Below are 12,120 nucleotides of genomic sequence, written 5' to 3'. Positions count from 1 at the left end.
ATGCGCCCGTAGCTCAGTTGGATAGAGTACCTGGCTACGAACCAGGCGGTCGGGAGTTCGAATCTCTCCGGGCGCACCAATCTTGAAGAAAACGACCAGCTTGCTGGTCTTTTTTTTGCCCGTCGTTTGCTTCCTGCCCTGCACGTCCGCATGCAGCCACGCAAGGACGAGCCGCGGCATGACGCTGGAAACCAGGACAAGATCGCCGAGACGCTCAACGCCCGGGACATGGGTTGCCGCGCGCATCGCCGTGCAGCGCGAACGGTCGCGCTGCCGAAGCAAGCGACTTTCACTGCGCACGTCGACGCCTGCACACGACGATCAAGCCGTTGTGCGCACCGCTTCCACCTCGCCCACCACCACGACCGGCAACAACGAGGTCACCGGATGGCCGGCGTCGCGCCATGCATCCAGCCCGCCGCGCAGCGGGCGCACATCGCGATAGCCACGCTCACGCATCCGCCCCGCCAACCAGGCCGCAGAGACTTCGTCCGGGCATGCGCAATAAATCACCACACTGCGCTCGCGCGGCACGCTGGCCAGGATCTGCGCAAGCTGACGCTCGTCGGCGAATACCGCGCCAGGGATCGTGTAGGGCTGCAGGTCGCGATACCCCGGTGCCCGGATATCCAGCACGGTGGGCCGCAGGCTTTCATCGCCATCCAGCAACGGCACCAGCTCGTCCACCGCGATGCGCGCATGGTCCAGCGACCGCAGCAGGCTGTGGCGGCGCCACCAGCGCCAGCCGACGTAGCCCGCCAACAGCGCTACGAGCACCGCCACGGCTCCCGAGCCCAGCTCCGACAGGAAGCCGAGCACATCCTGCACCTGATCGGCGAACACGGCCCCCAGGCCCAGCCCGACCAGGGCCCACAGCGAGGCACCGAACGCGTCGTAGCGCAGGAAGGCGCCGGGCCGTACCCGCATCGCGCCGGCCATGGGCACCGACACCATCGACAAGCCCGGCACGAATTTGGCCACCGCCAGCACCCGCACACCCCAGCGCGAGAAAAACCGCTCGGTCTGCTTCATGCAGGTATCGCGCGACAGCGACAACCGGCACAGCGACTGCAAGGTGCGGTTACCGAAACGACGGCCGGCCAAATACCAGGCCAGATCGCCCAGCAGGCTGGCCAGCACCGACACGCCCCACGCCGCCAGACCGGCCAGCCACGCATCGCTACCACCGCGCAGCGCGTAACCGGCTCCAACCAGCACCAGTGTCGGCAACGCCGGGACCGGCAGCCCGAGCGACAATGCCAGCACGTTGGCGAATACCAGCGCCAATCCGTACTGTTCGATCAAGCCTTGCATGCGAGGACCCTGCGCGACGGCGAGCGGCCATTATCCGCCCTTGGTCATGCCACCGGCTGCCTGGCAGCAACGAAACGATACGTTTCGGCAAGCGCCTGCAACCAGTGCGCGAACAAGTGGTCCCGACGCAGGGCACGCCGCCACCACCCCAGCGCCTCGCCCTCCTCGCCCGGCCGCCACGCCAGGCAGAACGTCTCGTCGGCTTTGGGGGTTTCCACGGGCACCTCGACCAGCAGGCCGTCGTGCAGCGCGCCGCGTGCGTACGGCTCGGGCAGGAAGCCGTAGCCGGCACCGCCAAGCTGCAGCAGCAGCTTGGTGTGCATGTCCGGCACGGTCAGCACATCGCGCCCGGACAACAGGCCGACGGTACGCGGCAGCAGACGCCGCGCCGAGTCCGCTACGGCGATCGCCCGATGCTCGGCCAGCTCGGCCACGCCCAGTCGTTGCGCGCCCGCCAGAGGATGCGTGGCCGCCACCGCGAACACGAAGCGCAAGGTGCCGATCGGCTCGGCGACATAGCCGCCACCGCTCGGCCCCTCGCCGGCCGCCACGATCAGGTCCACACGCCGGTCCAGCAAGGCCTCCCAACTGCCAGACAGCGATTCGCTGAGCACGCGCAGCCGGGTGCTGTCGGCCACCGTATAGAAGTCCAGGATCTGCGGTTGCAACAACGCCGCCGGCAGGACCGCGTCCAGCCCGATCGCGAAATCCGACTCCCAACCCGAGGCTACCCGCCGCACCCGCACCTCCAGCTCCTGCGCGGCGCGCAACAGATGCCGCCCTTCGCGCAATAGCTCGCGCCCGGCCTGCGTCGGCGTCGCCTTGGGCCCGACCCGCTCGAACAGCTGCACTCCCAGGTCCTCTTCCAGCTTGGACACCGTGTAGGAGATGGTCGAGGGCACCTTGAACAACACCTTGGCCGCCGCGGCAAAGGAGCCACGGCGGTCGATCGCATCCAGGATCTGCAAGGCCTCGAGGCTGATTTTCATTGTTCGAATTTTTCGATGATAGCGGCCAAATCTACTCGCTTTTTCTCCCGCGCGTACAGGCAGAGACTACGCATCAAGCCGCTGGGACAGCGATTCAGCCCCCGGCGCCAATTCGAATCTTTCAAGGAGCAGCATCATGTTGAATGTCCGCAAGAGCGAAACCCGTGGCCGCGCCGAACACGGCTGGCTTTCCTCGCGCCATACCTTCTCCTTCGCCAGCTACCACGATCCGCGCCATATGGGCATCGGCCCGCTGCGGGTGATCAACGAAGACAAGGTGGTTCCGGGCGAAGGCTTCGGCACCCACGCCCACCGCGACATGGAGATCATTTCCTACGTCCTGGGCGGCGCGCTGGAGCACAAGGACAGCATGGGCACCGGTTCGGTGCTGCACTACGGCGATGTGCAGCGCATGAGCGCGGGCAGCGGCGTGACCCATAGCGAGTTCAATCACTCGTCCAGCGAGCCGGTGCACTTCCTGCAGATCTGGGTGATGCCCGAGCGCAACGGCATCGAACCGAGCTACGAAGAAAAGCACTTCGATGCCGACAGCAAGCGCAACCAGCTGCGCCTGATTGCCTCGCCCGGCGGCGAAGACGGTTCGCTCCGGTTGCACCAGGATGCACGCCTGTATGCCTCGATCCTGGACGGCGACGCACGCCTGCAACAACCGCTGGCCGAAGGGCGCATCGGCTACGTGCAGGTGGCGCGCGGCAGCCTGAGCATCAATGGGCAGGCATTGTCGGCCGGCGATGCCGTGCAGATCATCGGCGAGCCGGAGATCGTGCTGGCCGATGCCCGCGACGCAGAGGTGCTGGTCTTCGATCTGCCCAAGTAAGTGCCGCTACGCCACCGCGGCGCGCGCAGGCTTGCACGGCCTGCAGCGGACGGGGCACACGTCAAAACACAAAGCCCGCTTCTGCGGGCTTTGTGTCGTATGCGGCGTGCTCGCCATGTCATCCACGTCTGACGCCCCTGGGGAACATCATGCTGCGCTGATGCCCCCACGTACCGCAGTGCGCCTAGGCCGCCTGCGGCTTCATGTCCGCAGCAGCCGGCGCGCCGGCTGCCGCAGCGCCGGGATCGTCACCATTGACCAGCGCGAACAATGCGTCGGCATCGGCTTCCAGCACGCGTGCCGATCGCGCCAGATCATCGACCATCTGTGCCTGGTCGCGCGCCTGCACGCCGATCGATTGCAGCGCCGTGTTGGCGGTCGAAATGTCCTGCGCCTGCTCCTGGCTGGCCGCCGCGATCTGCTCCACGGTCGCGGTGACGCGCAGCACCGAGGTCACCACATCCTGCATCACGACACCAGCCTGTTCGGCCAGGCGCGAGCCATCACCGACCTGGTCGGTCGCGTTGTCGATCAGCGAGCGGATTTCCTTGGCCGAAACGCTGCAGCGCTGCGCCAGACTGCGCACCTCGGTCGCCACCACGGCAAAGCCACGGCCCTGCTCGCCCGCCCGCGCCGCTTCCACGGCCGCATTGAGCGCTAGGATATTGGTCTGGAAGGCAATGCCGTCGATGACCTCGATGATCTGGCCGATCCGGTCGGTGGCCGAACGGATGCCGGCCGTGGTCTTGACCACGTCGGCAATCACGTCCGCACCGCGCCGCGCCACGGTAGCCGACTCCTCGGCCATGCGTCGCGCCGAGCCGGCATTGTCGGAGTTGGCGCGCACCGTCGCGGCCAGCTGATCGATCGTTCCGGACGTCTGCGCCACCGCGCTGGACTGCGTGGACACGCGGTTGACCAGATCCTGGTTGCTGGCGGAAATATGATGCGACTCGCGCTGCACGTTCTGCGCGATGCTCATGGTCTGCCGCATGAGGTCGCGCATGCGTTCGGCCGAGCGCACCTGGTCGGTCACGTCGGTGGCGTACTTGACCACCTTGTACGGGCGCCCGGACACATCCAGGATCGGGTTGTAGGACGCCTGGATCCACACCGCACTGCCGTCCTTGTGCAGGCGGCGATACCGGCCCACATCGAACTGGCCGCGCGCCAGCTTCGCCCAGAAGTGGCGGTACTCGTCGGATGCGCGGTAGGCGGCATCGACAAAGACGCCATGGTGCTTGCCGATCGCCTCTTCCGCCGCATACCCGAGAATCGCCAGAAAGTTGTCGTTGGCAGCCAGCACGCGGCCGTCGAGATCGAACTCGATGACCCCCATCACCTTGTCGATGGCGCGCATGCGGCCATCCGCATCGGCAGAATCGATCACCTGGCGCGTCACATCGGTGGCGTACTTGACGACCTTGTATGGGCGACCCAATGCATCGAGGACCGGGTTGTAGGACGCCTGGATCCATACATCGCCACCGTCCTTGCCGACGCGCTTGTAGCGACCGGCATCGAATTCCCCGCGACCAAGCGCGTCCCAGAACGCACGATAGGCGGCCGACTGACGCGTTTGCGCATCCACGAACATACCGTGGTGTTTGCCACGGATCTCATCGAGCCGATAGCCCATCACCTGCAGGAAGTTCTGGTTGGCATCGAGCACCGTGCCATCCAGCGAAAATTCGATGACTGCCATGACCTTGTCGATCGCGTCGATCCGCCCTTCGAAATCGGCGGTCTGCCGCACCTGCTCGGTGATGTCGGTGGCGTACTTCACCACGCGGTAGGCCTTGCCCGCTCGGTCCAGCAACGGATTGTAAGAGGCATTGATCCAGACCTCGCGGCCGTGCTTATCCAGGCGGCAGAAACGCCCTGCGTTGAAATCGCCGCGCCGCAGCGCCGCCCAGAACTGGCGATAGCTATCGCTGTCGTGATCGCTCTTGGTCACGAACATGCGGTGATGCTGGCCAACGACCTCTTCGCGCCGGTACCCCATCAACGACAGGAAGTTCTGATTGACCTCGAGAATGCGGCCATCCAGATCGAATTCGATCACCCCCATCACCCGGTCCACCGCGTTGGCCTTGTGCTGCAACCCACGGCTCCAGGAAGAGAACAGGCGTCCAAGCAACGATAGGCGCATCACATCGACATCCGAGATATGGGTCACCCCCTTAACGACCTGCGCGCCGGTTACTTGACCGCAATTGCAACCGGCGTCTCGCGCGGTTCAGATGTAGCCACGTTGCAAGCCGACCTCAACCAGGCAGGTTCATCGTGGGAACATCCAGACGGCCGTCTTGGCTGCCGGCCTCACTGCCTCAATCGATAAGTAGACGCGCGTCAACAGCGTGGCCTGCACGGGCGATGTCATGAGCTTCCGATCCAGATGCGACCGACCAACGAGCTGGAACTTGAAGGCGCTGCATATGCGCGGGAGCAGGTCGCCGTGTCAGATCAGCCATTGCCTGAGTTGCACACACCCCAGCGATGGACACTGCGCGCGCACGCGGAGTTGGTTTGCCGCAACCAGCCGCAGTGAAGCTCACAATGGTCGATACCCGGCACCAGGGATCACTGGTCGGCCGTCACTTGCAGGCGCAGGACACCTGCACGCCCGGCGACTTGACTGCGTTTCTCGCAGCACAGCTGCGCATTGCGTGCTCACGCATCGGGTCGGACGCACAGGAACGACATGTGAGTGCAACGCACGTCGTCGCAATGCGCAATCATCGTTCGGCATTCGGCGTTCGGCATGGCAGCAGTGAGAACAGCGAAAAGCCGGATGACCAGATCATGCATTCGCTGCGATGGCTGCCACCCAGTCCGCGTTGCAGGCGCAAAGCAACCGGAATCGATCAGGAATCCCCAATCGGATGGAACGCGGAATGGAGTCGATGCGCCTTCATCCGCGATCTGCCATTGGCCGCTTTACCACGTGCCGCTTCGCAGGCAGTCGCACGCCGGAACGCGCCTTACCCAAAGCAAAAAACAAAAACGCCTGCAAATCAATGATTTGCAGGCGTTCGGAACACTGGCGGAGCGAGAGGGATTCGAACCCTCGATAGAGCTTTTGACCCTATACTCCCTTAGCAGGGGAGCCCCTTCAGCCGCTCGGGCATCGCTCCAGTTTTTGCGTCCTGCCGCGATGTCCGTGGCAGGCCGCGAAGAATACCGGGTAACAGGGGCTAACGTAAACCCTTTATGACGATCAATTCGAAGAATCGTCGCCGTGATGTGCGCCAGAGGCAACCGGCTCGTCCCCACGTTGGATGCGCTGATAGATCTCTTCGCGATGCACAGCCACATCTTTCGGTGCGGTGATACCGATACGCACCTGATTACCCTTGACGCCGAGCACGGTAACAGTGACCGAGTCGCCGATCATCAAGGTTTCGCCTACCCGGCGAGTGAGGATCAACATTTTGCAAATCTCCTGGAACCGGTGGGTTTCCCACCAGCATCGACGGCCTCCTGAGTGAGACGCGCCCTAGGTAAAGGGAATAGACCAGAAATGGTAGCGGGACATCCTGCCAGCCATCAAGGCATAGCAGGACAAGTGTTCAGCCCAAGTGTTGCTTGACCCAGGAGGGCACGCCGTCGAGTGCGGTCGCAAGGGCGGGCCCGTCCTCGCCACCACCCTGGGCGAGATCCGGACGGCCACCGCCCTTGCCCCCGATCTGACTGGCGATATGGCCGAGGAGTTCCCCCGCCTTTACCTTGCCAGTTGGGCTGCCATTCACGCCGGCAACGAGCGCAACCTTGCCGGCCGATGCACCGGCCAACACGATCACCGAATCGCCCAACTGCTGCTTCAAACGGTCCATCGCATCGCGCAGTGCCTTTGCGTCGAAACCTTCCAAGCGCACGGCAACCACCTTGACCCCGGCAACCTCAATCGCACCGGCACCGAGGTCGGCCGTGGCGCCGGAGGCCAGCTTGGCCTTGAGCGATTCCAGCTCGCGCTCCAGCCGTTTCTGACGCTCGGTCAGCGCCCGCACCTTATCGACCACCTCGGTGGTGTTGCCGCCGAGCAGACTGGCCGCGTCGGACAAACGGCGCTCTTCGTCGGCCACGTAGTCCAGGGCGCCCTGCCCGGTCACCGCCTCGATGCGGCGCACGCCAGAGGACACGCCGCCCTCGGAGGTGATCTTGAACAGACCGATGTCACCGGTGCGGGTGACATGGGTGCCGCCACACAATTCGGTCGAATAACCGCCCATCTTAAGGACGCGCACGTTTTCGCCGTACTTCTCGCCGAACAAGGCCATCGCGCCAAAATCCAGTGCCTCCTGCATGGCCATGTTGTGCACTTCGACGCTGTGGTTGGTACGCACTTCGGCGTTGACCTTGCGCTCGATCACCGCAAGTTCTTCCGCGGTGATGGGCTGAAAGTGCGAGAAGTCGAAACGCAGGCGATCGGGCGCCACCAGCGAGCCCTTCTGCTGTACATGCGTGCCCAATACTTCGCGCAGCGCGGCGTGCAGCAAGTGCGTCGCCGAATGGTTGAGGATGGTCTTACCGCGGCGTTGCACGTCGATGCCCCCGGCCAGCACATCGCCCAGCGCGAGCGTGCCTTCGGTGATGCGCCCCACATGGCCGTGGAACTGGCCGGCAAATTTCTGGGTGTCTGCAACCTCGATCGATACATCGGTATTGCTCAACTGCCCGCTATCGCCGACCTGTCCACCGGATTCTGCATAGAACGGGGTACGGTCGGTGAACACGATGACCTCATCACCAGCCTCGGCACGCTCGACCGGACGGCCCTGCTTGAGCAGCGCCACAATCTTAAGCGCGTCGGCGTCGTGCGCCTCATACCCCAGGAACACGGTCGGCGACATGGTGGCGACCAGATCGGCCGGTAGCGCGACGCCGCCGCCGAACTTGCCTGCCGCGCGCGCGGTTTCGCGCTGCCGCTCCATCGCAAACTCGAAACCTTCCATATCGACCCGCATGCCGCGCTCACGTGCGATGTCGGCGGTCAGGTCGACCGGGAACCCGTAGGTGTCGTACAGACGGAAGGCATCGGCGCCGGGAATGACGTCCTGCGCGCGTGCCGCCACGTCGTCGAAGATCTTCATGCCGGCGTCCAGCGTCTCGGCAAAGCGCTCCTCTTCCGCCAACAGGGCACGTGCCACGGTGTCCTGCGCGGCGGCCAACTCCGGGTAGGCCTCGCCCATCAGCTCGACCAGCGTCGGCACCATCTTGCTAAAGAACGGCTGGCGCACACCCAGCATCCAGCCATGGCGCAACGCACGCCGGATGATCCGCCGCAGCACATAGCCGCGCCCTTCGTTGGAAGGCAGCACGCCATCGACGATCAGGAACGAACAGGCGCGGATGTGATCGGCGATCACACGCAACGACTTGTTTTCAAGATCGGTGATGCCGGTCAGCGCACTGGCCTTGCCGATCAAGGCCTGGAACAGATCGATTTCGTAGTTGGTATGGACGTGCTGCAGGATCGCGGCCAGACGCTCCAGCCCCATGCCGGTGTCCACGCACGGTGCCGGCAGCGGCACCAGGGTGCCGTCGGGCTGGCGGTCGAACTGCATGAAGACCAGGTTCCAGATTTCGATGAAGCGGTCGCCATCTTCGTCGGGCGAGCCGGGCGGGCCGCCGGCGATGTGATCGCCGTGGTCGAAGAAGATCTCGGTACACGGACCGCACGGACCGGTGTCGGCCATCTGCCAGAAGTTATCCGACGCATACGGCGCGCCCTTGTTGTCGCCGATGCGCACGATGCGGCTTTCCGGAATGCCGATCATGTCGCGCCATAGGGCGAATGCCTCTTCGTCGGTGTGATACACCGTGACCAGCAGGCGGTCCGCCGGCAGTTTCCAGACCTGGGTCAACAGCTCCCATGCCCAGGCGATGGCGTCCTTCTTGAAGTAGTCACCGAACGACCAGTTGCCCAGCATTTCAAAAAAGGTGTGGTGGCGCGCGGTATAGCCCACCGAGTCCAGGTCGTTGTGCTTGCCGCCGGCGCGCAGGCAGCGCTGGACGTCCGCGGCGCGCACGTAGCTGCGCTTTTCCGCGCCAAGGAAGACGTCCTTGAACTGGACCATGCCGGAATTGGTGAACAGCAAGGTCGGGTCGTTACCCGGCACCAGCGGCGCGGATGGCACGATGGTGTGGCCCTTCCCCTCGAAAAACGCGAGGAAGTCACTACGGATCTGGGAAGTGCTGAATTTGGCGGGTGCGTTCATGAGCTGGCATTGGGCGGGCGGCAGTCCCGGTCACCCAATGAAATGTGGGCGCAGGGGAGCGGAACAACCTGAAACCACGAAGGGTAGCAGGCCTGACGCCCTCAGTCCTCAAGGTCGAAGCGGGTGGCGCGACGAATACAGTCGCCGTCGAAACCGCGCCTGGCCAATAGATCGGCGGCCTTGCGCCGCTGCGGCAGATCGACCGGCCCTTCTTCACCAAACCGGCGCCGGATCAGATCGCGTGCGTTCTCGATCCAATCGCCTTCAAACGTGGCCATGGCAGCACTGACGGCATCGCTATCCAGGCCATGGGTTCCCAGTTCGGCACGGATGTGCAGCGGGCCATAGCCCGAACCGGCGCGGTTACGGACCACTGCCGCGGCAAACCGGGCGTCATCCTGCCAACCTTCACCCGCGAGCCGCTCGACCGCGGCCTGTGCGGCCTCCGGCTCAATTCCGCGTGCCAATAGCTTTCGGTTCAATTCCTTGCGTGAATGCTCGCGTCGCACCAGCAGGCCGAGTGCGCGCTGGACCGGCGTCTGCTCCTTGAACCGGCGTCCCCGCTTTGGTGCGGGTTCTTGCTCGTCCATCGTGACGTGTACCCCTAACGCTGAATCAATGCGCCCTCCGTGGCGCCTGCCCTCCTGGCCTTCGATAGATCTACCGCGAGAAGCAACGGCACTGACTCCGCCGTCCTCGCGATAGAAAAACTTGGCGCGTCACCTGCAGCGGGCTAACACGCTGATCGAGAGCGCTTGAGGCCGCCGAGTCCATTACCGGACCTGGCGGACCGTTTGAACTGCCAACGCACCTGTCGCAGCCGGCCGCCAGCGGTTGCGCTTATTCCTTCTCAGCGTCGTCGCCTGCTTCGCGGGGCGCTTCGGCGGGCTGGAACTTCTCGCGCAGCTCTGCTTCGAGCTTAGCGGCGACCTGCGGGTTGTCGCGCAGGTAGCCACGCGCATTGTCCTTGCCCTGACCAATACGCTCGTCGCCGTAGCTATACCAGGCACCTGCCTTGTCCACCAGCTTGGCTTCCACACCCATGTCGATCAGTTCGCCTTCGCGGCTGATGCCTTCGCCGTAGAGGATTTCGGTCACGATCTGCTTGAACGGAGGCGCCAGCTTGTTCTTGACTACCTTGATCTTGGTCTGGTTGCCGATGATCTCGTCACCCTTCTTGATCGCGCCGATGCGACGGATGTCCAGACGCACGGAGGCGTAGAACTTCAATGCGTTACCGCCGGTGGTCACTTCCGGGCTCTGGCCCGGCATCATCACGCCGATCTTCATGCGCAGCTGGTTGATGAAGACCACCAGCGTGTTGGATCGCTTGATGTTGCCAGTCAGCTTGCGCAGGGCCTGGCTCATCAGGCGTGCCTGCAGACCCGGCAACTGGTCGCCCATTTCGCCTTCGATTTCCGCCTTCGGGGTCAGTGCGGCCACCGAGTCGACCACCACGATGTCCACCGAGCCCGAGCGCACCAGCATGTCGGCGATTTCAAGCGCCTGCTCACCGGTATCGGGCTGCGACAGCAGCAGGTCGTCGACGTTGACGCCCAGCTTGGCGGCATAGATCGGATCCAGCGCATGCTCGGCATCGATGAAGGCAGCCGTACCGCCCTTCTTCTGGCACTCGGCAATGGCCTGCAGGGTCAGCGTGGTCTTGCCCGAGGATTCCGGGCCGTAGATTTCCACGACGCGGCCCTTCGGCAGGCCGCCGATCCCCAGTGCGATGTCCAACATCAGCGAACCGGTCGGAATGATCTCGACCGCCTCGATCACGCGGTCGCCCATGCGCATCACGGAGCCCTTGCCGAATTGTTTTTCGATCTGGCTCAGTGCGGCGGAAAGGGCGCGCTTCTTGTTCTCATCCATCTGGGTGATCCTTGTCAGTGATTTCGGTGTGGAGCTAATGTAGCGGCGGTGTATCGCACAGGCTGAGACTGGCGGCGACACACTCAGATTAACGATGCAGCCCCTGCGCTGGCAGCGGTGAATCCTGCGCTACCGGCTGAGAAAAAAGCCAGCGCGCACATCGGCACAATCCTTAGCGATTGGGCCTCAGTAGCCCGCAATACAGGCCTTCGATGGCGAAATCCTGATCCGGCAGTACTTCGATCGGCGCATAGTCCGGGTTGCGCGGCAGCAGCCGGATCCGGTCCTTGCCGATCTTGAGCAACTTGACCGTGATCTCTTCTTCGATCCGGGCCACTACGATCTGCCCTGAGCGGGCGTCGCGGGTGCGGTGCACGCCAATCAGGTCGCCGTCGAAAATGCCTTCGTCGCGCATGGAGTCGCCCTGTACCTTGAGCAGATAGTCCGGCGAGGGCGAGAAAAACACGCGGTCGAGCACGACGAAGTCGTCCGAGCCGATGTCGGCACCAATCGGCAAGCCCGCCGCCACGCGGCCCAGGACGGGCAAGCGCAGCACGTCGTCGCGCGCCGGCTCGCTCACCGGCGGCGTGCGCGGCTGCGCGCCCTGCCCGGCCAGCCGAATCCCGCGCGCCTGTCCCGGCACGCGGCGGATGGCGCCGGCCTGCTCCAGGGCCTCCAGGTGATATTGCGCGGCGCGCACGCCCTTGAAGCCGAAAGCGCGGGCGATTTCGGTCTGCGAGGGCGGAACGCCGTCGGTCTCGATGCGCTCGGCAATCAAGGCCAGGATGGCTTGCTGGGTATCGGTCAGGTCCATGGTTAGTAGTATTACTACTAACGACGTGCGAGGCAATACCCAGAAGCTGCGTTCGGCTGCGATGACCGG

10 protein-coding genes and 2 tRNA genes are annotated in these 12,120 nt (G+C 64.2%); 3 read left to right on the top strand and 9 right to left on the bottom strand.

The window, feature by feature from the left end:
* Positions 1-2: 2 nt before the first annotated feature.
* Positions 3-79: transfer RNA gene (locus ABQZ09_RS13235), tRNA-Arg, on the top strand.
* A gap of 242 nt (positions 80-321) precedes the next feature.
* Here the strand turns inward: ABQZ09_RS13235 and ABQZ09_RS13230 are convergent.
* Together ABQZ09_RS13230 and ABQZ09_RS13225 are read right to left on the bottom strand one after the other, a co-directional pair.
* Complete coding sequence (locus ABQZ09_RS13230; protein WP_039563826.1) at positions 322-1,314, bottom strand: DedA family protein/thiosulfate sulfurtransferase GlpE; 993 nt, start codon at positions 1,312-1,314, stop codon at positions 322-324.
* Positions 1,315-1,358: 44 nt separating this feature from the next.
* Positions 1,359-2,303, bottom strand: coding sequence for a LysR substrate-binding domain-containing protein (locus ABQZ09_RS13225; protein ID WP_349777088.1), 945 nt, complete (start codon positions 2,301-2,303; stop codon positions 1,359-1,361).
* A 136-nt stretch (positions 2,304-2,439) separates the two neighbouring features.
* Here ABQZ09_RS13225 and ABQZ09_RS13220 point away from each other — a divergent pair, with 136 nt between their 5' ends.
* Positions 2,440-3,141: a pirin family protein gene (locus ABQZ09_RS13220; protein ID WP_039563828.1), complete on the top strand. Its 702-nt coding sequence runs from the start codon at positions 2,440-2,442 to the stop codon at positions 3,139-3,141.
* A 184-nt stretch (positions 3,142-3,325) separates the two neighbouring features.
* Here the strand turns inward: ABQZ09_RS13220 and ABQZ09_RS13215 are convergent, their stop codons facing one another.
* Positions 3,326-5,269: a methyl-accepting chemotaxis protein gene (locus ABQZ09_RS13215; RefSeq protein ID WP_228313944.1), complete on the bottom strand. Its 1,944-nt coding sequence runs from the start codon at positions 5,267-5,269 to the stop codon at positions 3,326-3,328.
* Between the two features lie 431 nt (positions 5,270-5,700).
* Between ABQZ09_RS13215 and ABQZ09_RS13210 the strand changes: the two genes are divergently transcribed.
* Positions 5,701-6,165, top strand: coding sequence for a hypothetical protein (locus tag ABQZ09_RS13210; RefSeq protein WP_349777087.1), 465 nt, complete (start codon positions 5,701-5,703; stop codon positions 6,163-6,165).
* 20 nt (positions 6,166-6,185) lie between these two features.
* Here ABQZ09_RS13210 and ABQZ09_RS13205 read toward each other — a convergent pair.
* The 6 genes from ABQZ09_RS13205 to lexA all read right to left on the bottom strand — a co-directional run bounded on the left by ABQZ09_RS13205 (position 6,186) and on the right by lexA (position 12,051).
* Positions 6,186-6,278: transfer RNA gene (locus ABQZ09_RS13205), tRNA-Ser, on the bottom strand.
* Positions 6,279-6,361: 83 nt separating this feature from the next.
* Entirely contained in the window at positions 6,362-6,574 is a 213-nt protein-coding gene (gene csrA, locus ABQZ09_RS13200) for a carbon storage regulator CsrA (RefSeq protein ID WP_003481884.1), read from the bottom strand.
* 139 nt (positions 6,575-6,713) lie between these two features.
* On the bottom strand, positions 6,714-9,362 hold the full coding sequence (alaS, locus tag ABQZ09_RS13195; protein WP_349777086.1) for an alanine--tRNA ligase: 2,649 nt from the start codon (positions 9,360-9,362) through the stop codon (positions 6,714-6,716).
* Positions 9,363-9,463: 101 nt separating this feature from the next.
* On the bottom strand, positions 9,464-9,952 hold the full coding sequence (recX, locus tag ABQZ09_RS13190) for a recombination regulator RecX (protein WP_039563830.1): 489 nt from the start codon (positions 9,950-9,952) through the stop codon (positions 9,464-9,466).
* A 250-nt stretch (positions 9,953-10,202) separates the two neighbouring features.
* The gene (recA, locus tag ABQZ09_RS13185) at positions 10,203-11,237 is read right to left on the bottom strand and encodes a recombinase RecA (protein ID WP_039404226.1); all 1,035 of its coding nucleotides are present in this window, start codon (positions 11,235-11,237) and stop codon (positions 10,203-10,205) included.
* A 172-nt stretch (positions 11,238-11,409) separates the two neighbouring features.
* Positions 11,410-12,051, bottom strand: coding sequence for a transcriptional repressor LexA (lexA, locus tag ABQZ09_RS13180; protein WP_039404224.1), 642 nt, complete (start codon positions 12,049-12,051; stop codon positions 11,410-11,412).
* Positions 12,052-12,120: the final 69 nt, after the last annotated feature.

Source organism: Xanthomonas sp. WHRI 6106 (genome assembly GCF_040202405.1).
GTDB classification, from domain to species: domain Bacteria; phylum Pseudomonadota; class Gammaproteobacteria; order Xanthomonadales; family Xanthomonadaceae; genus Xanthomonas; species Xanthomonas cannabis.
Note: the sequence above shows the minus strand (reverse complement) of the source record. Positions and strands in the feature narration are given on the sequence as shown.